Annotated in this window: 23 protein-coding genes and 1 pseudogene; 15 read left to right on the plus strand and 9 right to left on the minus strand. The window is 59.8% G+C overall.

Features of this window, described 5'->3' with window-relative positions:
* Positions 1 to 15: 15 nt before the first annotated feature.
* The 10 genes from EN990_RS11670 (at position 16) to EN990_RS11710 (ending at position 9073) form a co-directional block, all read left to right on the plus strand.
* The gene (locus EN990_RS11670; RefSeq protein ID WP_064994844.1) at positions 16 to 1056 is read left to right on the plus strand and encodes a LacI family DNA-binding transcriptional regulator; all 1041 of its coding nucleotides are present in this window, start codon (positions 16 to 18) and stop codon (positions 1054 to 1056) included.
* Positions 1049 to 1666, plus strand: coding sequence for a hypothetical protein (locus tag EN990_RS11675; protein ID WP_127369320.1), 618 nt, complete (start codon positions 1049 to 1051; stop codon positions 1664 to 1666). The genes EN990_RS11670 and EN990_RS11675 overlap by 8 nt, the downstream gene beginning before the upstream one ends.
* Entirely contained in the window at positions 1638 to 2513 is an 876-nt protein-coding gene (locus EN990_RS11680) for an N-acyl homoserine lactonase family protein (protein ID WP_127369321.1), read from the plus strand. Before EN990_RS11675 ends, EN990_RS11680 begins: the two co-directional genes overlap by 29 nt.
* Positions 2501 to 3451 carry a 3-hydroxyacyl-CoA dehydrogenase gene (locus EN990_RS11685; protein WP_245465092.1) on the plus strand — a complete coding sequence of 317 codons (951 nt, stop codon included), beginning with the start codon at positions 2501 to 2503 and terminating at the stop codon, positions 3449 to 3451. Before EN990_RS11680 ends, EN990_RS11685 begins: the two co-directional genes overlap by 13 nt.
* 13 nt (positions 3452 to 3464) lie before the next feature.
* On the plus strand, positions 3465 to 4214 hold the full coding sequence (locus tag EN990_RS11690; RefSeq protein WP_084016082.1) for an SDR family oxidoreductase: 750 nt from the start codon (positions 3465 to 3467) through the stop codon (positions 4212 to 4214).
* A gap of 40 nt (positions 4215 to 4254) precedes the next feature.
* Positions 4255 to 5271 carry a 4-hydroxythreonine-4-phosphate dehydrogenase PdxA gene (gene pdxA / locus EN990_RS11695; RefSeq protein WP_064994848.1) on the plus strand — a complete coding sequence of 339 codons (1017 nt, stop codon included), beginning with the start codon at positions 4255 to 4257 and terminating at the stop codon, positions 5269 to 5271.
* Positions 5255 to 6355 carry a four-carbon acid sugar kinase family protein gene (locus EN990_RS11700; protein ID WP_127368292.1) on the plus strand — a complete coding sequence of 367 codons (1101 nt, stop codon included), beginning with the start codon at positions 5255 to 5257 and terminating at the stop codon, positions 6353 to 6355. The genes pdxA and EN990_RS11700 overlap by 17 nt, the downstream gene beginning before the upstream one ends.
* 180 nt (positions 6356 to 6535) lie before the next feature.
* Entirely contained in the window at positions 6536 to 7030 is a 495-nt protein-coding gene (locus EN990_RS35775; protein ID WP_206526341.1) for a DJ-1/PfpI family protein, read from the plus strand.
* Positions 7031 to 7059: 29 nt separating this feature from the next.
* Positions 7060 to 7491 (plus strand): helix-turn-helix domain-containing protein, encoded by a 432-nt coding sequence (locus tag EN990_RS35780; RefSeq protein WP_164753726.1) that lies wholly within the window; start codon positions 7060 to 7062, stop codon positions 7489 to 7491.
* A 424-nt stretch (positions 7492 to 7915) separates the two neighbouring features.
* Positions 7916 to 9073, plus strand: a complete 1158-nt coding sequence (locus EN990_RS11710; protein WP_127385083.1) for a sulfite oxidase — start codon at positions 7916 to 7918, stop codon at positions 9071 to 9073.
* 661 nt (positions 9074 to 9734) lie between these two features.
* Here the strand turns inward: EN990_RS11710 and EN990_RS11720 are convergent.
* The 3 genes and pseudogenes from EN990_RS11720 to EN990_RS36090 all read right to left on the minus strand — a co-directional run.
* Complete coding sequence (locus tag EN990_RS11720) at positions 9735 to 10082, minus strand: hypothetical protein (protein WP_128336980.1); 348 nt, start codon at positions 10080 to 10082, stop codon at positions 9735 to 9737.
* Complete coding sequence (locus EN990_RS11725; RefSeq protein ID WP_127368417.1) at positions 10034 to 10441, minus strand: helix-turn-helix domain-containing protein; 408 nt, start codon at positions 10439 to 10441, stop codon at positions 10034 to 10036. Before EN990_RS11725 ends, EN990_RS11720 begins: the two co-directional genes overlap by 49 nt.
* A 991-nt stretch (positions 10442 to 11432) precedes the next feature.
* Positions 11433 to 11625, minus strand: a pseudogene (locus EN990_RS36090) (transposase); the annotation flags it as partial.
* Positions 11626 to 11646: 21 nt separating this feature from the next.
* Between EN990_RS36090 and EN990_RS36795 the strand changes: the two are divergent.
* Positions 11647 to 11856: a hypothetical protein gene (locus EN990_RS36795; RefSeq protein WP_348629882.1), complete on the plus strand. Its 210-nt coding sequence runs from the start codon at positions 11647 to 11649 to the stop codon at positions 11854 to 11856.
* Positions 11857 to 12057: 201 nt separating this feature from the next.
* Here EN990_RS36795 and EN990_RS11735 read toward each other — a convergent pair whose 3' ends face one another.
* Complete coding sequence (locus EN990_RS11735; RefSeq protein ID WP_127368414.1) at positions 12058 to 12681, minus strand: TetR/AcrR family transcriptional regulator; 624 nt, start codon at positions 12679 to 12681, stop codon at positions 12058 to 12060.
* Positions 12682 to 12766: 85 nt separating this feature from the next.
* Between EN990_RS11735 and EN990_RS11740 the strand changes: the two genes are divergently transcribed.
* The 4 genes from EN990_RS11740 (at position 12767) to EN990_RS11755 (ending at position 16940) form a co-directional block, all read left to right on the plus strand.
* On the plus strand, positions 12767 to 13216 hold the full coding sequence (locus tag EN990_RS11740) for a hypothetical protein (RefSeq protein WP_127368413.1): 450 nt from the start codon (positions 12767 to 12769) through the stop codon (positions 13214 to 13216).
* 63 nt (positions 13217 to 13279) lie between these two features.
* Entirely contained in the window at positions 13280 to 14233 is a 954-nt protein-coding gene (locus EN990_RS11745) for an alpha/beta fold hydrolase (protein ID WP_127368412.1), read from the plus strand.
* A 67-nt stretch (positions 14234 to 14300) separates the two neighbouring features.
* Positions 14301 to 14978 (plus strand): GNAT family protein, encoded by a 678-nt coding sequence (locus EN990_RS11750; RefSeq protein WP_127368411.1) that lies wholly within the window; start codon positions 14301 to 14303, stop codon positions 14976 to 14978.
* Between the two features lie 330 nt (positions 14979 to 15308).
* A complete protein-coding gene (locus EN990_RS11755) occupies positions 15309 to 16940 on the plus strand; it encodes a tetratricopeptide repeat protein (protein ID WP_127368410.1) in 1632 nt (543 codons plus the stop codon).
* Positions 16941 to 17243: 303 nt separating this feature from the next.
* Here EN990_RS11755 and EN990_RS11760 read toward each other — a convergent pair whose 3' ends face one another.
* The 5 genes from EN990_RS11760 to EN990_RS11785 form a co-directional block, all read right to left on the minus strand.
* A complete protein-coding gene (locus EN990_RS11760; RefSeq protein ID WP_164753724.1) occupies positions 17244 to 17447 on the minus strand; it encodes an SH3 domain-containing protein in 204 nt (67 codons plus the stop codon).
* A gap of 357 nt (positions 17448 to 17804) precedes the next feature.
* Positions 17805 to 17999, minus strand: a complete 195-nt coding sequence (locus EN990_RS11770; RefSeq protein ID WP_127368407.1) for a hypothetical protein — start codon at positions 17997 to 17999, stop codon at positions 17805 to 17807.
* Positions 18000 to 18081: 82 nt separating this feature from the next.
* Positions 18082 to 18579: an invasion associated locus B family protein gene (locus EN990_RS11775; RefSeq protein ID WP_127368406.1), complete on the minus strand. Its 498-nt coding sequence runs from the start codon at positions 18577 to 18579 to the stop codon at positions 18082 to 18084.
* Between the two features lie 193 nt (positions 18580 to 18772).
* Positions 18773 to 19015, minus strand: coding sequence for a hypothetical protein (locus tag EN990_RS11780; protein WP_127368405.1), 243 nt, complete (start codon positions 19013 to 19015; stop codon positions 18773 to 18775).
* 375 nt (positions 19016 to 19390) lie between these two features.
* Positions 19391 to 20593 carry an FAD-binding domain gene (locus EN990_RS11785; RefSeq protein WP_127368404.1) on the minus strand — a complete coding sequence of 401 codons (1203 nt, stop codon included), beginning with the start codon at positions 20591 to 20593 and terminating at the stop codon, positions 19391 to 19393.
* Positions 20594 to 21307: the final 714 nt, after the last annotated feature.

Consider the following 21307-nt stretch of genomic DNA (forward strand, 5'->3'; position numbering starts at 1 on the left):
GCCAACGGAGTTTTCATGTCGGTCATCGCCCGTAACAAAAGCAGCAAGCCACGCCTGACCGTAAAGGATCTGGCGCGCGACCTCGGCATGTCTGTCGCGACCGTGTCCAGGGCCTTTCACGCCGACGCCGTGATCGCCAAGGAAACGCGGGACGTGGTGCTGAACCGGGCGCGGGAGATCGGCTATTCGCCGAATCCCTTCGCTCGCAGCCTCATCACCAAGAAGACGCGCATCGTCGGCGTGGTCGTCGCCGACATCACGAACCCGTTCTATCCGGAAGTGCTGACCCGGCTCACCACCGAACTGCGCGCCATCGACATGAATGTGATGCTGGTCGCTGCCGACCAGTCTGGTGAGGTCGACCAGGCACTGCGCCTTCTCCTCAACTACCAGCCCGACCTCGCCATCATCCTCGCGGCGACCTTGTCTTCGGAAGCCGCGCAGGAGTGCCGCAAGGCCGGCACGCCGGTGATTTTCTTCAACCGACTGTCGGCCGACGACCACGCTTTCGGCATCTCCTGCGATAACATCCTTGGCGGTCGCCGCATTGCCGACTATCTGGCCGATACGGGCCACCGGCGCCTGGCCTACATCGCCGCACTGGCGGATGCCTCGACCAATGTCGCCCGTCACCGCGGCTTTAGCGAACGCGCGGTCGAGCGCGGCCTTGCAGAGCCTGCCGTCATCGATGCGGGGCAATTCAGCTATCACGCTGGCTATCAGGCCGCCCACAAGCTGCATGATCTCGAAAAGATGCCCGACGGCGTGTTCTGCGCCAACGACATTCTCGCCATCGGCTTCCTCGACGGTGTGCGGGAACTGGGGCTTAGCGTGCCGGACGACATCTCGATCGTCGGCTTCGACGATATCGAAATGGCGCACTGGCCCTCGCACGGTCTGACGACCGTCAAGCAGCCCATCGAAAAGATGCTGGAGGCGACGGTCTCGCTGGCCAAGGAATTGGGCACGAATGCTGGCCGGGAGCCGGTCGTGCAGATGATTGCGCCCGGCCCCGTGATCGAGCGGGCGACGACACGCAGGAGGGACCATGACTGATCCATCCGCGAAGCGATTCTTCGAACGCGCGCTCTCCGTTCACCGCTATGACTGCGAGCTGGTTGCAGCGCCGCAGCCGTCGTCCGCTGAAAGTGGGGAATCCCAGCCGCTCATCGATCAGGATGGGGCGACCGACGAGGCTGTCGTCCGCTATGTCGTTGCCACCCGTCCCATCTATGACGGTCTGCGCCGACTGATCGGGCAGGTCGCGGGCTTGCTGGTTCTGGCCGAAGCTGGCGGTCGCCGCGATGTGCTCGACCTGCCGGATATCCCGGCGGCCTGTGAACAATGGGCCGAGGTCAAGCGGCGACTGGGCGCCTTGCAGCCGCCGCGCGGTCTGGAGGCCCATCGCGTGCGCTTGGAGTCTGCGCACGCGACGCTCGGCGAAGTGCTTGACGAATTCGGCCTGGCTCGGCTGTGGCGCGACTGGCAGCAGCATCTCGACCGCGCAGCGGAGAGAATCAAGCACGCCTATGCCTGGCTGCAGGCGGCGTCGGAGCCTCGAGCCGGCATGACGCCGATCGATTTCAATCATGCCTGCTGCAGTTGTGCACAGCGCTGGCGAAAACAGGGAGGAAACGATGGGTCAGTATTCGATCTGGGTGCTTGAGTACAGCTACGTCACCAACTACCACAGGAGCGGCGTGCTCTACGGCGCCCACAATCAGGGTCACGTCAAGCTTCCCTACTGCTATGCGCTGATTAAGGGCAACGGCCACGTCGCCATGGTCGATGTTGGCTACAATAACAAGGACTACGGCAAGCATCTCGGCGACAAGTTCGGCGTCGAAAACTGGCACTCGCCCGAGGCCGTCCTCGGCGAGATCGGCCTGTCGCCGATAGACGTCGACACGGTCTTCGTCACGCACGCCCACTTCGACCATTTCGGCAATGTCGAGGACTTCCCTAAAGCGACTTTCTACATCCAGGAGCGGGAAATCGCGAAATGGGTCTGGGCGATGTCGCTGCCGGACCGCATGCGCTGGATGAACGTCGCCGTCGACCCTGGCGATATCGTGCGCGGTGTCGATCTTGCCCGCCAGAAGCGGCTGGTGACGATTGATGGGGCAAAGCAGGACGTGCTCCCGAATGTCGATCTCAATCCCGCCTTCGATAGCCACACCTACGGTTCGATGTGGGTCACCATACGCAACGGCAAGGAAGATACCTGGGTACTGGCAGGCGATCTGGTCTATGTCTTCGACAATATCGAGGGCTCGGGAGCTGCCGTCGATATCGAGACGCTCTACGTTCCGGTGGGGTTAGCGGTCGGCAGCCAGACAAATCTCGTGCTGGCCACCGAGGAGATGATGAAGCAGGTGAATTACGAGGCGCGGCGCGTCATTCCCATCCACGAAGAGCGGCTGAAGGACCGTTTCCCGTCGCGCATCACCAAGGATGGCCTGCGCATCACTGAAATCTGCCTGGCGGACGGCGAGAAATCGTGGGTGCAGTAGTGGACGCAATCCGCAAGGTCGCCATTATCGGGGCAGGGCTCGTCGGCCGCGGCTGGGCGATCGTTTTCGCCCGGGCGGGACATCAGGTGACCATCTACGATGGTAGCGACGACATCCGCGCGAAGGTGATTGACAGGATCCGCGCCAGTCTTGCCGACATGAAAGAAGCTGGGCTGATCGACGCAATCGATCCAGTCATCCGGCGGTTGAGCGTTGTCGACACCCTGGAGGAGGCGGTCGCCGATGCCGACTATATCCAGGAGTCGGTGCTCGAACGGCGCGATGTCAAGGAGGCCGTCTGCCTCGAAATCGATCGGGTCATGCGGCCCGACGCCGTCGTTGGCAGTTCAAGCTCAGGTATACCTGCCTCGGCGTTTACGGCACCATGTGCAAACCGCGCACACTTCCTCGTGGTGCATCCGGTAAATCCGCCACATCTGGTCCCGTTGGTCGAATTGGTTCCGGCGCCATGGACGGACGCAAACATCGTTCCATGGCTTCGGGCACAAATGGAAGCCGTGGGTCAGGCGGCCATCGTCGTGCGCAAGGAGGTCGAAGGCTTTGTGCTGAACAGGCTTCAGGGCGCGTTGCTCAACGAAGCCTGGGCATTGCTTGAGGAAGGCGTCGCAAGTGCCGCCGACATCGATCTGACCGTGTCGCACGGGCTTGGCTACCGCTGGTCCTTCATGGGGCCGTTCGAGACGATCGACCTCAACGCGCCAGGTGGGATTGCCGATTATGCACGGCGTCTGGGGCCGCTCTACCACGCGATCGCGCTGGAAAGGCGCGATCCGGCGCCTTGGTCCGAAGCGCTCGTCAGCAAAGCCGAGGCCGCGCGCCGCGAAAAGCTGCCGGCCTCCCGCCTCGGTGAGCGCAGCGCCTGGCGCGACCGCAAGCTCATGGCTCTCGTCGCCCACAAGCGACGCACCAGCGTCTGACAGGGAGAGGGCCATGGCGGCAATGCTGCAAGACAAGGTCGCCCTGGTGACCGGTGCGACCGGTGGTATCGGCGGGCAGATTGTATCGAGGCTCGCACACGAAGGGGCGTCGGTCGTCGTCGGCTACAACCATTCGCGCCAGGCGGCGGAGGCACTGGTCTCCTCGCTTGCGCCCCGTGACCACCTCGTCGCCAAGGCGAGCGTAACCGAGAGCGACTGCCTTGCGCGACTGGCCGGCCAGATCGAGAAGAGGTTTGGCCGGCTGGATATCCTGGTCAATTGCGCCGGCATAACCCGGTTCGTGCAGCATTCGGACCTCGATGGTCTGGACGACGCATTGATCGACCGCATCCTCAGCGTCAACGTGCGCGGTGTCATCGCCGCTACGCGGGCAATGCGACCGCTGCTCGACCGCGCCGCCAGCGGCGTCATCGTCAACATCTCGTCGATTGCGGGCGTAACGGCCATGGGCAGCAACATCGCCTACTGCGCCTCCAAGGCAGCTGTCGACAACCTAACCAAGTCGCTGGCGCGCGCCCTGGCACCGAAAATCAGGGTCGTGTCGGTGTCGCCGGGCGTCGTCGACACCGATTTTATCAAGGGCCGCGACGAGTCCTGGCGAGATGAACAGGTGAACCGGACGCCGCTCGGGCGATTGGGCACCCCCGACGATGTTGCCGAGGCAGTTCTGGCGGTCGCGACCCACCTTCGCTTCGCGACAGGCGTTATCATTCCAGTCGACGGCGGGCGGCCCCTCGCGTGATTCTGTCTTGAACGTCCGCACAGCGCTTGTGGAGACCTGAATGACCGCAACTATAGCCATTACCGTCGGCGATCCGGCCGGTGTCGGACCCGAGATCGCGCTCAAGGCCGCCCGGCATTTCGCGCCACAGCTCGAGACCGGTGTGTTTCGGCTCCGGTTGGTAGGATCGCTGGCGGCGCTTGACGAGACAGCCCGGTCGCTGGTCTTGCCTTTGCGCGCCCTCACGACAGCGGATGAGCCGCTCGGTATCTGGCCGATCGAGGGTTCGGCCGTCGCGATCGGGCAGGTGTCTGCGGAAGCAGGCAGGCAGGCCTACGAAGCCGTGGCCGAGGGTGTGCGGCGTACGATGGCCGGCGAGGCTTCGGCAATCGTCACCGCGCCGCTCAACAAGGAATCGCTTCATCTTGCCGGTCATCGGTTCCCCGGTCACACCGAGTTGCTGGCGGCGCTGACCGGTGCGCGAGACAGCGCAATGATGCTCGCGCACGGTTCTTTCCGCGTCAGCCACGTCACGACCCACATCCCGCTGGAAGATGTGCCGGAGAGGGCGACGGAGCCACGCATGCGCCGGGTTCTCGATCTTACGATCGAAGCCTTGGGGCATGTGGGGATAGCGGCCCCCCGCGTCGCGATTGCGGCGCTCAATCCGCACGCTGGCGAAGGCGGCATTTTCGGAACCCACGACATCCGCATCACCCAGCCGATCATCGCCGACTACAGGGCACGCGGCCACGACGTCCATGGCCCCGTCCCCGGCGACACTGTCTTCGTGAAAATGCGCGGCGGTGCCTATGACGCGGTCGTGGCCATGTATCACGACCAAGGCCATATTCCGGTGAAGCTGCTTGGCTTCCAGATCGACCCGCAGACCGGTGAATGGCTTGGCCTGAGCGGAGTCAACATCACGCTCGGCCTACCGATCGTGCGGACCTCTGTCGACCACGGTACCGCCTTCGACATAGCCGGCCGCGGCATCGCCCGAGAGACCAGCCTCATAGAGGCCATCGACTACGCACTGCTTTTGACCGGAGAGAGGCCGCGTGAGCCAAAATTCTAACGCGCGTAAATCGCCTAAGTCCGATGTTCTGATCGTCGCCGACGACATCACCGGCGCGCTCGATACCGCCGGTTACTTCGCGACGCCCGAAAGACCGGTGAAGGTTTGGTTCGATGTGCCACCGTCGCTTACCGGCTACGATGCTATCGACCTCGATAGCCGAGACTTGGGGGAAGCAGCGGCGTACGAACGGGTCACAGGCGTCTTTGTCAGTCACAAACCTGACGCACGGACCTTCTCATTCAAGAAAATCGACAGCGTCATGCGTGGCCACCCTGTGGCCGAGGCGATAGCGGCTTTCCGCGCCGGACGGTTCAGACGTGCTCTTTTTGCTCCCGCATTCCCCGCCATGGGCCGAGCCACGGTCGATGGCCGGCAACAGGTAAGCTCGTCGCACGGGATAACCCCTGTCGGTCCAGCGCTAGTCGGTGCACTATCGAGCTATGGGGTTCCTGCAGCGATGATCGGCGACGCCTGGAAGCAGGATGGATTTCTTGTCGCCAACGCTTCAAGCGATGCCGAGCTTGCGGCGACCGTCGCTGCCTTCGGAGGGGAGGCCGAGGACCTTTATGTGGGCTCAGGCGGATTGGCTTCCGTGCTCGCGGGAAGGTCGGCTTCCAGCCTCCGGCCACCGGCACTCGATCTCGCCATCTGTGGCACGAACCATCCGGTTGCTTTGCGCCAGGTCGCGGCGGTCCGCGGGCTGGAGACCGTCGTGATGGACGGATCCATTTCCGTACATCCCGCCTCCCCATTTCTGTTGGTCGCGCCGTCCCACGCTGCTGCGGAAGCCCAAGCGCGGCTGGCAATAGAGCAATCGCTCAAGCAACTCGTGGCCAGATTGCCGGCGCCACGTTCAGCGCTGGTAACAGGCGGGTGGACCTTGCGGCTGCTGGCGAGCATCTGCGGGGCCTCCCAAATGCTGTGCGAAGGGCTCTACGAGCCCGGTGTGGCGGTCAGCCGAATAATCTCGGGCGCTTGGAATGGCACTGTCATCGTCTCGAAGTCGGGTGGGTTCGGTAGCGAGGAGCTTTTCGCCAGACTGTTTTTTCCAGCGCGCGAAACTGGTGATTCATCTAGGTAGCAAAGCAGTCTGGCCTGAGCACATGAGCTTCTGGCACGCAACGGCGCGCTACCACGGAGCGATAGAGAAGTTAATTAGCAACCGTCAATAGCTGCACGTCAGGGGTATGCCCCAACGTGACGACATGCCAATGCAAGGGCGATGTAAGTTCCGTAGGCTACCGCCTCCACGATCTACGGCATGTTCGACCTGTTTTCCTCGCCCGGCAGGGATTTCCTGTTCATAACCAGCGGTGCGGCGGGCACGCCGCGCATGCGGCCCTATGTGGTTGCTGGGGACGGCAGCCCGTTTCGCGCTGCAAACGGCATCTGGGTGCGCCCAGATCACAGCCTTGCCGATTGCCCGCCACCCGACATCGTCTGTATTCCAGATTTCTTCGTCAATCCGGGAGAAAGCGTCGCCGGGCAGTATGACGCCGAAGCCGCATGGCTGAAGCGAGCGCATGACGACGGCGCCATGCTGGCCAGCGCTTGTTCGGGCGCGGTGCTGCTCGGCGAGGTCGGGCTGCTCGACAATCGCGATGCCACCATTCACTGGGGCTATGTCGAGACGCTCACGAACAACTATCCCGGCGTTAAGGTGAAGCCGGGCCAGTCACTCGTGCTGACCGGCGAGGCCCACCGCATCGTCATGGCCGGGGGCGGCTCGAGCTGGCAGATCTCGCCCTCTATCTGATCGCGCGCTTCGTCAGCCTCAGGGAGGCGATGGAGGTCGCCAAGGTCTACATGCTGCAGTGGCACGATATGGGCCAGCAGCCCTTCGCCGCGCTGATGCGCTTTCGCCAGACCGACGACGCGGTGATCAACCGCTGCCAGAAATGGGCCGAAGGCAACTACCGGATGCACTCGCCCGTCGCCGCCATGACCAAGCTGTCAGGCCTGTCCGAGCGGTCGTTCGTGCGCCGCTTCGCCAGGGCCACGGACATGAAGGCGATCGACTCCATCCATGCGCTCAGGCTCGAGCAGGCCAAGCAGCTGCTGGAGACGGGCGAGCTCCCTGTCGAAGCGGTGGCGAATGAAGTCGGCTATGAGGATGCGAGTTTTTTCGGGCGTCTCTTCCGCCGCCAGGTAGGGGTGACGCCGGCGCAATATCGCATTCGCTTCGGTGCTCTCCGGCGAGCGCTGAGCCGCGATTGAATCTCAACCGTCGCGGCGCGATGCCCATATTCTGCTCTGCGCCTCATCTCTGCTGTAGGCAGTCGTTCTATCGTTCCTGAAAAGCCGACCTCGGTGCTGAATAGGTCCATGCCGCCCACAAGATCCACTCACCAATTGTAGGCGGCATTCGACTTTGGAGCACGACGCAGAAATCAAGCCTGGAGCGAAAAGATGCGAGCCCTTGCCCTCGCCACGAGGACAGATAGGGCATATGATTGAAGACAGCCCGCTCGGACCTGACGAGCTGGCTATTTGAGAGCGGGAAACGCCGCTTTAAATACGGCGCTTGTTTCACGCGCTCTCATATTGCCCGCCGCGGCCGGCCTCTGCTTTGCGCGATCCCGGTCGCTACTGCACTTACCCCTGAAGGAGAACTGAGCTTTTCACTGGAGGAGAAGTCATCATGCATTACCTTCCCAGACGTGAATTCATCATTCAAGGCGGAGCAGCCCTTGTAGCCCTGACGTCCTTTCAATCGCGGATTGCCTATGCCTTTCCAACCCGGGCCGGCGAGGAAGTCATCAAATGGCTCGATCAGCTGCCGCCGAACCCGGTACCGAAAGTCATCAAAAATCAGCTGGTGTGGGAGGATCTCGATTCCTGGGTGACGCCCAACGACAAGTTCTTTTCAATCGCGCATTTCAACCGGCCGGTCATCGACGAAACTACGTGGAAGCTCGAAATCGGCGGTTCCGTCAAAAAGCCAACAGCCCTGACGCTCGCCGACATCAGGGCTCGACCGCGCCAGGAAGTCACGTTCACGGTCGAATGTTCGGGCAATACTGGCCTACCGTTTTTCAATGGTGGGATTGGCAATGCTCGCTGGGCGGGTACGCCGCTCGCCCCGATCCTCAAGGAGGTCGGAGTCCTCGACAGTGGTATCGAGGTTGTCTTCTGGGGCACCGATGAAGGAGAAATAAAGCGAGCCGACGACATCAAGTTCACGCAGAACTTTGCGCGCAGCATGTCGCTCACCGACGCCATGGATCCCAAAAACATCCTCTGCTACGAGATGAACGGAACTCCCTTACCTCCTGATAACGGCTTCCCGCTGCGGCTGATAGCGCCGGGCTGGTACGGGATCGCGAACGTGAAATGGCTCAAACGAATGGACGTGAGCGACCAACGCTTCGAGAACCGGTTTATGGGACGCGATTATGTCACACTGCGCGAGGAGGAGCACAACGGAGAGACGGTATGGGTGGAAACCTCTGTCGGGCGGGCGCGCTTGAAGTCTGCACCGGCCCGGGTCACTCATATCGGCAGTGACCACCGGATCGTCGGGGCGGCCTGGGGCGCGCCGATCGACCGGGTCGAGGTGAAGATCGATGACGGGCCATGGATGCCGGCGGCCATCGACGAAACCGACAAGGCGGACTTCGCTTGGAAGATATGGTCCGTCGACTGGCCCAAGCCCTCCGCCGGGGAGCACACAGTCACCTCGCGTGCGGTTAGTACTGGAGGGCAGGTCCAACCCGCAATGGACGACCCCATCATCGCCAAGAAGCATACCTACTGGGAAAGTAACGGTCAGGTGACGCGACGTATCGATATTCACTGACTGGCGGAAAGCCGTATCAAACTGTCTGAGATCGACGTGACCCCATGTTTTTGGCATGGGGTCATCAAAGCCCGATGTCGCCACATCACCCCGATGTGGAACTCGATCCGCCGCTCTTCCGTGCGCTTCTGCGCTACTGCGCGCGGCGTGCTGGGATCGTCGGGCCTCTGGCAGCGCTCCTGCTACTACTCCCGTTTGGCCTGGGCTGACTTTACATACGCGCGATAGCGGGAGGCGTTCGTCCCGTTATCTCAACTGTTACATGCGCCATCCTACCTCCGAGAATACTACGTTGACGTGTGATGGTCGTGAGTTCCGCGATTACGTCAAAGGCCTTGATGCTCAACGTCGGGTCACCTTTCATCTCCGCAATAATTGGCCCGTCCACGAAGGCTTGCACTGCTCATCGTCGAACAGGTAGATCCCGCCGGCTTCGCTTTGCGCCTCGTTTATAATCCAGACAATCCAAGCCAGGCCAGAGGTCCGCGATTGGTTGAGCATAAGGCACGTTTTCTTGCTCATACTTGGTGCTGGACCCGTTGAGCTTGTAGTTTTTTGCAGAATTTTAGCTGACATGTCTTTCCTCCCCTATTCTCTGTACTAGGCGTTGCACGGGCACGAGCGACCCTCCATGCGTGTGGCCGCACCCTCATTATGGTTTTTAAGAAAGCGGGACGATTCCCTCGAGCGCCGCCCAGACCGAGGTTCGCAGCCAACGGTCCATGCTGCAGGCAAGACCGGGGTCGCCGCTTAGGAAAAGGCCGCCCCTTTCTTTCTCGCGCTCGATGTTGGAGCGGCCCTCCAGGATGGCCCCCAGCGAAACAATGCCAGTCTCGACGTAAAGGTCGACGTCCCGGCGGGGGTCGAGCGAGCATTGCTCGGGTAAGTCCTCGCCTGGCTCTACCACAAACCAGTAATGGGGACACTTCGGTGGGGGATCGTCACGAAAATGGAAGCGGATCACGGCGCGCCGCCGCGGCATTTCAGCGAGGTCGATCTTTCGCCGCACGCCCACATGAGGATCGATACATCCATGTCGGCGAGCGCGATCTCCGCCTCGATGTTGCATTGTGCCCATTCCGCCAGCGCGTTCATCGCCGGCTCGAGTTTGATCGACTTCTCGGTGCGGAATAGGGCGACGGTGCGGGCAGCCTCGTCCTCGATGCGCTCGACCAGGCCCAACGCCTCCATTTCCTTGAGCCGCCTCGACAAGAGGGCGGAGGAGATGTTGCCTACCCCCTTGCGAATATCATTGAAACGGGTCGAGCCGTTCCAGAGCTCGGTCAGGATCTGGATCGTCCAGCGCGGCTCCAGGAACTCACACGCGCGCGAGATCGGGCAGACCAGTCCGTAAGGCCGTCGCGTCATGCCAGACCGCACAGCCCGTGCCGGGCACTTTTCTTGATCGTCCGCTCGGACGCCTGCTTTCCCTTGTCCATGAATGGCACCCGCGGCAACATAGAGCGCTCGCTTGGTCACCTATGAAACTTCCATCTGCGCGGTTGGCTTGACCAAAGCAGACGTCGAGGTGGCCTGCGCCGATAGCTTCCATAGACCGCCTCACGCGCGCTCAAGAGTGCAGGGACGAACCGGCAATTGGTCAGAAGGGAAAAGCTGGCGCGCGCGGTGCACGTTTTAAAGCCCCGTTGATCCAAAGACAGGAACCGGAAACAGATTGTCCGCTTGCGGCCGATTCCAGACCTTCATTTGGTGCGCGACCGTTCAACGGGCTTGTCGTCCTTCATCCAAAACCAGAGCTCGGGACATGGAGTCGAGCCGATCGTCACGCTTGCGACCGGGGAACGCTAAGACTTCCAGCAGGAAATCGTCCTCCCAATGTGCCTCCTTCGGCAGGTGAACGTTTCTCCATCATAGCCGAGACACGGGATAGACGGCTCTCCTTGCCCATCCGAGCTTTGACGGGCGTGGTCGAAAGACCTTGATAGTCGAGGTCGGCTATCAAGCTCGTCCCCGATCCGACGTCCTCAATCAGGACGATATCCGGATCGTGATCGTCGATCGATCTTTTCACCGTCTGGACCAGTTGCGGGTAGGCGGCGCAAGTACGAACGAGATCGAGCAAGTAGTAGTGTTGTCGTCCTTCGCCCAGATCGTCCCAACGGAGTAGTCGCAACTTATATCGCCTTTGAGGGCCGTATCCCAGTTTTGCACGATCGTCATTGAACGACGGTTGAGCTGCCCTGGATCGTACTATCGAAACCACGAGCGCTTGACGAGGTAATCGGTCGGAGCGGGGGGGACGCCGGTATTGGGCTGAGAAGGTGAGCGATCCGAGGTCCCGCTTCAGCCTTTCGAGTTCCGTCATTCCCAAGGGCGTCGAATGAAGAGGACTCCGAGCTTCTCGCGCAACGACAATCGGGCGGCACCTTTCCTGGCGCGCCGGCACGACGTCCACCCCCGGCTGGCCGTGGAGTTCGTTTTCGACGCGATAGAGTTCTGGGATGCGCCTGAGCGCCTCGCTCGCGATTCGGCGCTGGGCCGGCTGCGGCGAGTTCGTAGAAGCGCCGGCGCACGTTTGCCCAGCAGAAGGCTTTCCCGGCCTCGCGCTGGTGGTGCAGGAGACGTTAAAGCGTGATCCGCACGGTCATCTGTTCGTCTTCTACGGCCGTTGCGGCGTTCTGATCAAGGTTCTGTGGCACGACCGCCACAGATCGCGATCACTCCCGAACGGTGAACTTGTCCAGCGCGCCGACCGCCTTGCTATATTCACCCGGTCTATTTCCCCCTCCGGATCATATGCTGGCTACGCAATGCCCGAGTAGTTGACCATTCGCCCGTCCTGATCGATCGAGCAGCATCGACCACTTCAATCCGACAATTTCGCAGGCTCTCAAACCGGCCTTACAGGGGAGCAGAAATTATCACCTTGTCTCGGTTCAGGTTCACGGAGTGGCTGAGACCAGGCTTTGAGGATGCTTCGTCCAAGTCTCGACGCCGTTGCCGTCGCGGCGCAGTGGCTGCGACTATTGCAGATATCCGACCACGAGACGAGTGGCCTCGTCGGTGAGCGTTCCGATGGTTTTGTCAGAAAGCTTCCCATCGCTATGCAAGACGGCATTATGGGCTAGCGCCTCGATCGAGGTCACACATACAAAAGCGGCAAGTGCCAGATCTGCCGCGCGTAACTCATCTCTGTGACTTTCGAGATAGGCCTTGAACATGGCGTGGGCTTCACGATTGAAGGTTTCCACATTTTCGAGGCGTCCCGTGCGGGGTATCTGCTCGGCAAGGACACGGTGCAGCTTGGGGTCGATGCTATGCGCCTCGATCGCAACTGCGACAAGCCGGCGCACAGCTTTTTCAACCGGCTGTGACGCGATCTCCGCGAATGCCCCCCTGACAACCTGCATGATTTCTTGATTGTGGCGATCGATGACGGCGGCGACGAGCGCCTCTTTGCCAGGATAGTATTGGTAAAGCGAGCCAACGCTCACGCCCGCTTCAACGGCAATACGGTTGGTGCTGGCCTTGTCAAAGCCTTCTCTGACCAAAATGCGAGCAGTTGCTTCTACAAGCGCATCGACCGTCGCGCGGGACCTCTCCTGAGACGCGCCCTTCCTTGGATTCATAAGCGGCTTAGGCGCCATGTTTCTCCCGTCCTAATGCGAGTAGACAATTGTGAGCCATCGCTCGCATTATGTCCACCATTCTTGTGAACGAGCGGACGAATAAATGCTTTATGGAGCTGTTTTGGGAATTCATCTCTATGCCATGTGCACTGCTTTGCTCCTGTTCGTGGCGGCAGAGTTTCTGCTCCTTGCGGCAAGACGAGGCTACCGAAGACCGGCAAGAATGGCCTTCTTGGCCAGTCGCTTGGCGGGACCTCTGACTGGCGCTGGCGTCCTCGCCGGTATCGTCCTTGTGGTTCTTGGCGGCTGGTCCCCGTTGACGCCGTGGTTGGTGGCGTCCATCGCGCTTATCGGCGCTCTAATGGCCGTTGAGCACACATTCGTTCGTCCATGGGCGATGCGAGGCCAAATGGGGCATCGCGGCTCGGCAGTGGACGTCAAGGCATTGGCCGCCGACAGCCGTGCTATGGCTGGACGATTAGCCGTCATAGCGCTTTTTGCGCTCATCATCGCTTTGATGGTCGCTAAACCTGAATTGAACGGGTTCGCATAATCTTGGACTCTGGCTCGTCGGCACGCGCCAGCGAACGAAATATATTCGAAGGCGAGTTTAAAAATGGCACCCTTGGTTCGCGGCAATGAAAGAACGCTGCAACGGCTTACTTCGGGCACAGACTGTACAAGCTTGCAGAGCCGCATCCTCGTTGGGTTGCTGAGGTTGTTTCGTGTCAAGAAGCGGATGGCATCCGCTGGTGCCGTGCAACACCGCGTGCGCCGATTAGCATTGCGGCCGGTTCTCTTCGGGCCAACAGGACTGGGGCGCGGCGTCGAGGTGACGAGAAAGGACGTGGCTGGATGGCCAATCTATCACACAGCGCCCGCCGCACATTGTGAAGGTTGCAACATCGTGGTCTTCCTGCACGGCGGCGGCTATATCAATGAGATCGTTCGCGCCCACTGGCGCATTGTCGGCTACTTCACCCGAACTGCCGAGGTACGCTGTATCGTTCCTATTTATCCATTGGCACCCCATAACACCGCAGAAGAGGTAGTGCCGGCCATGGGCGAACTGTTGCGTAAAATCCTGCAAGATGCGGGGGCGGTGAAGGTGACAGTGGTCGGCAATTCGGCCGGAGCCGCGTTGGGATTGGCAGCGGCCCAGTGGCTGCGAGATCGTGGACACACACAACCGAGCCGACTTGTGTTGATCTCGCCTGGCGGGGATTTTTCCGTCAGCCGGCCGGAGCAGGTGCCGATTGCTGCGCGGGATCCTGTCAATGATATACCTGGCGTACGCGAAGTCGGGCGCCTCTTTGCGGGGGACCTTGATATCGCCCATCCTTATGTCAGTCCATTGAATGGCGATTTCCGTGGGCTGGCGCCGATAATCATCTTTTCCGGGACGCTCGATCTGTTCTATCCCGATTGCGTCGACATGGCCGCCAAGGCATCTGCGGCAGGAGTGGCGGTCGAACTTCATCTTAAACAGGGCCAGCCGCATAATTATGCTGGGATGCCAACGCCGGAAGGCCGGGAAGCTCGGACCACGATCTTGCGGTCAGTGGCCTGAGGACAAAGCTCATTCCACGGCTGTGTATTCTCACACGAGCGTTGGATGAGACAGTTCGTCTTTCTGTATGACGTCATCGCTCGGCACTCGTATTTCCCAACAAAGCTGGCCCTTTCCGATAAAGGAACGGCGTGCCGGTAACTATGTCGATTTGCTGCCTTTGAGCGCGAATGACGCTGACGCTCTCTGGCCGGCTGTCGTTGCGGCCCCTGAGAGTTTTACCTATCTGCGATACGGACCATTTGCAGAAATCAAAAGCCTTCAAATGTTTCTTAAGGAGGTCAGCGCTCGTACGCATCAACCATTTTGGATAGTGGAGCCAAAAGGGCAAGCGCCGCAGGGATGGCTTTCAATTTGCGACGTGGAACAAAAGGATAGCAGCATCGAAATCGGCAGTATCTGGTTCTCCCCGTCGTTGCAGGGGACACGCGCGGCGCGGGAAGCTATTTTTCTGCTGATGTGTCATGCGATGGATGAGTTGGGTTATCAACGTCTTGTCTGGAGATGTCAGTCGCAAAATCAGAAATCGTTCAAGGCTGCCAAGAATATAGGATTTACCTACGAAGAAACATGGCGACGCGCGGCAATCGTTGACGGGTGTCAGCGTGACGTGGCTTGGTTTTCCATCTTGAAAGAAGAGTGGCCCCGTCGTCGGGCCACAATAAGTCGGTGGTTGATGAGCGAAAACTTCGACGCCGCGGGCAATCAGATGGCGCGGCTCGCGGAGCTGGATTGCGGCATGTAATCGATCCTTCTCAGTGAAAGCCTCGTTCCCTTTCCCTTACGGAAGAGGACCTTCCGCTTCCGGCCCCGCCGCACTCAGCTTCATCTCGTTTCCGATTCTCGGAGCCACCGATTGAACAGGTCAAGAATTCGCTGACGTCGTCCGTCGAGGGGACATCGTTTTCGGCCCGGTACGAAATCGGGGTCGGGGCTGGGAAAGGCGAACGATATCGCGGCTGTTGAGGAAGATGGCAGGTGAGATCAAGCGGTCAGCCTTCTGTCGAACTCCCTTCCTTCCCGGGTTTGATGTAGTCTGGGCCGGTAGTCGCCGTCAGCCATGGAGTTGGATACGATGACGTATTTCGATCTAGGCACCTTCTCCCGCCGGCTGGACAACACGCCTTCCGAGGCGCAGATGTGGTTCGACCGGGGGCTAATCTGGCAATACGGATTTAACCACGAAGAGGCCATTGCCTGTTACGAGCGCGTGCTGGAAGTGGCGCCTACAAACGTCATGGCGCGGTGGGGAATTGCCCACTGTCTAGGTCCAAACTACAACAAGCTATGGACCTCCTTCGGGCCTGAAGAGCGTATTGTCGCTTTGACGCGGGCGCATGTATTGTTGGCGGAGGCGTGCCATCTGCCTGCAATCGAAGTCGAGCGCGCACTGCTTGATGCGCTGACATCGCGGTTCCCTACTGACCCTGAGATTACGGATTATGGCCCTTGGAATGACGATTTCGCTGCAGCGATGCGCACGGTATACGAGAGTTTCCCTGACGATCTAGATGTGACCGCGATCTTTGTCGAGGCACTGATCAACCGCACGCCTTGGGCGCTGTGGGATACTCGTACCGGGCAGCCTGCGGCTGGCACCTCGACGGAGGAAGCGCACGCGGCTCTGGACCGCGCCTTCACGACCCAGCCAGCAGCCTGGGCACATCCGGGGTTGTTGCATTTCTACATTCATCTGATGGAGATGTCGTCGACGCCGGAAAAAGCCTTGCCGCATGCAGATCGGCTGGAGCGCCTCGTGCCAGACTCCGGGCATCTTGTGCATATGGCGACGCATATCGACGTGCTTTGCGGCGATTACCACAAAGTCGTGATGCGCAACCGGCAGGCGGCTCAGGTGGATCGTTCATATTTCGCTCATGCAGGCGGTAAGAACTTTTACACGGTCTACCGGATCCACAACCTTCACTTTCAAATCTACGGGGCCATGTTTCTTGGTCGCCCGTCGGACGCCTTCGAAGCTGCGAAAGCATTGATGGAAAACCTGCCAGAGCCGGTGGTGCGTTACATGCCAGAGATGTTTGAAGCCTTTGCGCCGATGAAGTTGCACGTACTTATACGCTTTGGGCGCTGGTCCTGTATCCTGGAAGAGGCCTTCCCCGAGGATGCGGAGCTTTACTCCTACAGCACCGTCCTGTTGCATTATGCCCGGACAGTGGCTCTGTCCAACCTCGGTAGAATTCCCCAAGCCGAGGAAAGCGCTAGCCTTTTCGCGGCAGCGCGCGATGCAGTGCAACCCGAGCGCATGCTGTTCAACAACCCCTGCGCCGATATCCTGAAGGTTGCCGAAGCGATGATGCTGGGGGAGTTGCACTACAAATCCGGCCGCGTCCATGAAGGTCTGGATTTCCTGCGGCATGCGGTCGATCTCGACGACAATTTACTTTATGACGAGCCATGGGGTTGGATGCAGCCGACGCGACACGCGCTTGGCGCATTGCTGATGGATGCCGAACGATATGGCGAAGCTGAGGCTGTCTATCGCGCTGACCTTGGGCTTGATGCGACGTTGCCGCGGCCTTGCCAACACCCACGCAACGTCTGGAGCCTTCACGGTCTGCTTGAATGCCTTAGCCGACGGGGTGACGCGGTAGAAATCAGCGACGTCCGACAGCAGTTGGATCAGGCTCTGGCGCATGCAGAAGTGCCCATCATGGCATCATGTGCCTGTCGGAGTGCACCGCGATAAGTGGCAAGGTTCCGCTCGCTAGTTGCAACGATCTCTGCGCCAAAAGAGCCAGCATCGAGTCGCACGCATCCATTGCGCGCGAAGACGGGCAGATGGCCCATCCGCAGGCTGAACTCCTGTCGTAGCCGCCCATACGCCTATACGATGGATGCGCGTGATGCATCGAACTGACAGCTTCGAGCAAGTGTGAGGACGTGGGGTGTCTGGATCACAGTGGGCACCTGATGACGCTTACACCGGAGGGAGGACATAGATCGCCGAAAAGTGAATGAACGTCCGTCAACGATTTTCCGGCCTCGTCATTCAGAACACTTCGCCGGGATAAGCCCCCCACAAGTCGAACTGTTTGATGAAGCCTGACATCGAACTCAGCGCGACGCTGCACCATTGACCATCGCAGCCCCTGAGTTTGACTTCAACGGCAGGTTCCAGCCAGGAGATAACCGGGCCATCGAATTTAGCCTTTTTGCGTAGAGCAACGTTACCTTTGCTCCAAGGAGCGATCACGGCCGTTCTGCGTCCAGACAGAAGCGGAGCATAGATCCATCCGCCCCGCTCCAATCCCGTACCCGCCGCCAGTTGCCAAATTGCTGGTAAATCTCAAGGGGAATGCCCGGGCGCATGTAGACCCATTCAATGCTGTAATCGACACTAGGGCCGATCCGCAGGTTCGCGGGTGAACCTTTCAACGAGACGAAGCGGGGTATAGGAACGCTAGTGGTCTCGGCTCGCAATCCTGTCGTCGGTGCAGAAGCGGCTACCAAGCCAACCGTGAGAGCAGATCGAATGAGCGCCCACGCTTTAAAAACCTGGGCGCCGCGTTCGGTTTCGAAAAAGGATTGCATGCGGCGCGGCCGGACCACCTCACACCATAGTTTTTGTTAAAGGGGTCTGCACAATGGAGTCGACCCCTCGCATCAAACCAGAAGCACGTGAGGTAACAAGCGGATCGGGCGGACCGAGCTGAAAGCCTCTTGGTGCCAGGAAGAGCAGGACGACAGCAATCGCTATCAGCAGGATAACGATAGCGGTATTGAAGAACTCTCTCATCTTCTTCATCCAAGGTTTCACGCGCCTGGGTGGTTTTCTCCAAGTCGATTGAGCGGCTTTGGAGCGACTACCGTGCGTCGCCGGACTTCGCTCAACGAGCTGATTTGCAAATCTTGCTCGCTTTCAAGGCGGCGGTGAGCCCCATCAGCGAATAGGCGTACTGGGTTTGTGTACCTCTCCAGGACGTGGCCAACAGCTTCATTTTGCTGGCTGCCCGCATGGCATTGACCATCGATCGATCCTCTTCGGCGCTCGCCAACCAAGCCTTGTTGTCTTGAGTAAACATTGAGAAGTGCTCGTCTGCGATCACCACATCGATGTCCGACCCCGGCTTAAGCCGATACCCCATGACGGCTTCGGGCTGGTCATCCTTCGGCGCTCGCGAGATCATGACAAAATTCTCGCCATGATCGACATCCGCAGGAAGTTCGGAAACAGGGACACTCAGGACATAGCACCATGTTGTGTCTGAACGATAAGAATAGACGCCCCATGCACCGTGCCGAGAGAGAAGTCTGGGGCCAGCTTGCACCCAAGTGATAGAAAGTAGCAAGGATGCAATGCTTGCCACAACTGCTTTGATGGTCATCATATCCTTCCAGATTTCATACCAGCAAACGTGGTCAAGGTGGTTTCCATATCACTGATGTTTGAAGATGGGCTTCTCAAGGGGGATCTTTGGAAGTTCTGACCACCATCAAGCCGGCCGTGCTGCGGCTTGATCGAACTGCCTCAGTCGGGTGTTGGACTTTGCCTTCGTGCGGAAGTCCAACATTTGCCCTTCAGTAGTCCCGGATCGCAACAAGCCGGTCCCCTTTGACGGTGGCGATAACGAGATGGGACGCCCACGGATAGTACCGTGGCAAAGCCGCCGCCTGGTCGGTCAGTGTTGCGCCATAAAGGCCGCACAATTCGCCGCCGAGCAGTCGAGCACGATCGCCTTTGCCGTCCAACATGGCTATGTAGTCTCCGTCGTACGGGTAACCGCTGAGCGCGATCTCCTCATAGTCTTCTAGCTTCCGCATACTCGTCTCGTGTGCCGTCTGCCGCATCCGTGGTCAGCGGGGCCGTGTCTCCGCTGCGCCAATCACGCCTGGAATGTTTGTGCTTTTCATCGGCGGACCGGCCCAGCGGCCATGGACAGGGGGACAACCGCTGGGCCAATGAGAGCGCGCTCCTCCCGACCGCGAGCACTGACGTTGTCGTGATCATCAGCACTCGCGCTGCGCTCCCAAGATGGCGCTGCCGCTCCCGGCATTGGACGATGGTCCGCTGCTTGATGCGCCACGTCGAAGTTCACTCTCATGCGGCATATACCGAGCGTGGCGGGAAACTATTCCGGCATGGCGACTATTTTTCGGAAGGTTGGCGCGGGAGGCTGGCGCGCGCCACCGCTGTCGTCAATTCGTCGGCGATGGCCAGCGATAATCAGGTAGCTGCAGAGCGTCGGCAATTTCTCGCCCGATGGCCAATCGTGCGACACCGGGGATTGCAAATGTGCTTATCACCAAGTTGCGCACAAACAGGCCCAATTGCGTCCTTGGTGCAAAGGCTGTGGCAAATCGCTCGGCGCCGCGCTGCTTCGTATGAATGTAATCCCGCAAGAGAGTTTCGTACGTGCGGAATGCCTCCTGATATCGTCCCTCGGCCCTGAAAAGTTCACCCGCCAAGATATAGGCCGAAATCATGGCCAGGGCTGAACCTTGTCCGGCCAACAAGGACACGCAAAACGCGGCATCGCCCGTTAGAGCAATGCGGCCTTGCGACCAACTGTTCATCCTGATCTGGCTGACGCTGTCGAAATAGAGATCGTCGATCCCATCCAGCGCATTCAAAATACGCGGGCATTCCCATCCCCCACCGCCGTAAATTTTTCGCAGCACTGCCTTCTGCATTTCCAGCGTCGCTGGCACTGGGTCGTTGCCCGCCGCAAAGACGAACAAGAAGAGCGTTCGGTTATCACGCAGCGTGAAACGCCCGAGCATTCTTCCTGGCTGGCCGTACATCAAATACACGTCTTCGTCGCGTGGACGGTAGCCAGCGCACTCGAAGGCCGCGACAGCGTAACCGAGTTTCTTTTCGAACTGCTGCTGTGGCCCGAAGGCCAGACGGCGAACGCCGGAATGCAGACCGTCAGCGCCGATCACCAGATCGAACGCGCGCTCGCCTCCACGCTTGAAGTTAACGCGCACACCGGCTGGATGTTCTTGAATGCCGAGGATCTCATCATCGAATATGACTTCGGTCGTATCCTTTATCTTGTCGAAAAGCAGCCTAGAGAGATCGCTGCGTCCGAGTGTCACAAAGCGGCCCGCTGTCAGCTCAGTAAAAACGTCCGTGCCAAAACCTGTGACGCGCTTTCCACGATCGTTTACAAAGCGCACTTCGCGTACATGGTAGCCTACGCGATTGATCTCCTCCTCGAGCCCCATTCGCTCGGCGATGCCATAACCAAGGCCCCAAAAATCGATGACGTAACCTCCCGTGCGCAAATGGGGCGCTCGTTCGATTAGTGTTGGTCGGAATCCACCGGCTGCCAGCCAGAAGGCAAGGGCGGGGCCGGCGATTCCGCCGCCGGAAATCAACACCGTTCCGATGGCCATATTGAAAAGTTAGTGGAAGTCGCCGCTATGGCAAGGAGAGGTCAGTCGGCACGAGAATGATGATTCGCTGCCCAGGCCGCCGGGGACGGTGTCCCGTTAAACAGGCGGCTGGGAGTGCCTCTTTCCCAACAGAGGCAGCCTTCCCGTGACTCACGAGATTATAATATCCCGAATGGTCCGTCGTTCGCGCGATGTGAGGTCCGCGGTGGATGTGGCAGCTTCGCCTGGTATTCTGGGCGGACGCATCGGGCGCGTTCGCGGCGCAGCTAATCGTTCGCAGCCGCTCGAGAGTTTTTGTGAGATTCCAGCCAGTCAACCAATGCCATCCGAATGAGCTCAGGTCGACTCATGTTCATCTCGGCGGCTATTGCCGACAGAGCGGATTCGGTCGCCGCATCGAACGACACTTGGGCGGTCTCGCGTAGCATTGTCGCTGCCCGTAGATCAGCGAGCCGTGCATTTTGGGCCTCGCCCCCGGAAGACACATCAGTCAAGTGAACGTTCCTTTCATCAACTTCCAGAAACTCCGCGCCTGCCGCTCAGTCGTCTTGAGATGGATTACATCGAAAACAACATAGCGGATCGGTCCGGCACCAACTCCGCCGAAAATGCCGGGCCGCCAGGAAACGCCCGCGGGCGGACTTGCTCAAACAGCATCACTCTTGTGCTCCCCCAAACGGTGATGTTGGCGCGTTCCTTCATGGGCGCCTGCAT

It is taken from the genome of Mesorhizobium sp. M7A.F.Ca.US.005.03.1.1 (assembly GCF_003997975.1).
GTDB classification, from domain to species: domain Bacteria; phylum Pseudomonadota; class Alphaproteobacteria; order Rhizobiales; family Rhizobiaceae; genus Mesorhizobium; species Mesorhizobium ciceri.

Coding starts and splice junctions, on each gene's coding strand:
- EN990_RS11725 (WP_127368417.1), bottom strand. CDS start 10,441: ATGACGCGACGGCCTTACGGACTGGTCTGCCCGATCTCGCGCGCGTGT.
- EN990_RS11770 (WP_127368407.1), bottom strand. CDS start 17,999: ATGAAGAAGATGAGAGAGTTCTTCAATACCGCTATCGTTATCCTGCTG.
- EN990_RS11680 (WP_127369321.1), top strand. CDS start 1,638: ATGGGTCAGTATTCGATCTGGGTGCTTGAGTACAGCTACGTCACCAAC.
- EN990_RS11710 (WP_127385083.1), top strand. CDS start 7,916: ATGCATTACCTTCCCAGACGTGAATTCATCATTCAAGGCGGAGCAGCC.
- EN990_RS35775 (WP_206526341.1), top strand. CDS start 6,536: ATGTTCGACCTGTTTTCCTCGCCCGGCAGGGATTTCCTGTTCATAACC.
- EN990_RS11785 (WP_127368404.1), bottom strand. CDS start 20,593: ATGGCCATCGGAACGGTGTTGATTTCCGGCGGCGGAATCGCCGGCCCC.
- EN990_RS11690 (WP_084016082.1), top strand. CDS start 3,465: ATGGCGGCAATGCTGCAAGACAAGGTCGCCCTGGTGACCGGTGCGACC.
- EN990_RS35780 (WP_164753726.1), top strand. CDS start 7,060: ATGGAGGTCGCCAAGGTCTACATGCTGCAGTGGCACGATATGGGCCAG.
- EN990_RS11670 (WP_064994844.1), top strand. CDS start 16: ATGTCGGTCATCGCCCGTAACAAAAGCAGCAAGCCACGCCTGACCGTA.
- EN990_RS11735 (WP_127368414.1), bottom strand. CDS start 12,681: ATGGCGCCTAAGCCGCTTATGAATCCAAGGAAGGGCGCGTCTCAGGAG.
- EN990_RS11745 (WP_127368412.1), top strand. CDS start 13,280: ATGGCACCCTTGGTTCGCGGCAATGAAAGAACGCTGCAACGGCTTACT.
- EN990_RS11775 (WP_127368406.1), bottom strand. CDS start 18,579: ATGACCATCAAAGCAGTTGTGGCAAGCATTGCATCCTTGCTACTTTCT.
- EN990_RS11675 (WP_127369320.1), top strand. CDS start 1,049: ATGACTGATCCATCCGCGAAGCGATTCTTCGAACGCGCGCTCTCCGTT.
- EN990_RS11740 (WP_127368413.1), top strand. CDS start 12,767: ATGCTTTATGGAGCTGTTTTGGGAATTCATCTCTATGCCATGTGCACT.
- EN990_RS11750 (WP_127368411.1), top strand. CDS start 14,301: ATGACGTCATCGCTCGGCACTCGTATTTCCCAACAAAGCTGGCCCTTT.
- EN990_RS11755 (WP_127368410.1), top strand. CDS start 15,309: ATGACGTATTTCGATCTAGGCACCTTCTCCCGCCGGCTGGACAACACG.
- EN990_RS11780 (WP_127368405.1), bottom strand. CDS start 19,015: ATGCGGAAGCTAGAAGACTATGAGGAGATCGCGCTCAGCGGTTACCCG.
- pdxA (WP_064994848.1), top strand. CDS start 4,255: ATGACCGCAACTATAGCCATTACCGTCGGCGATCCGGCCGGTGTCGGA.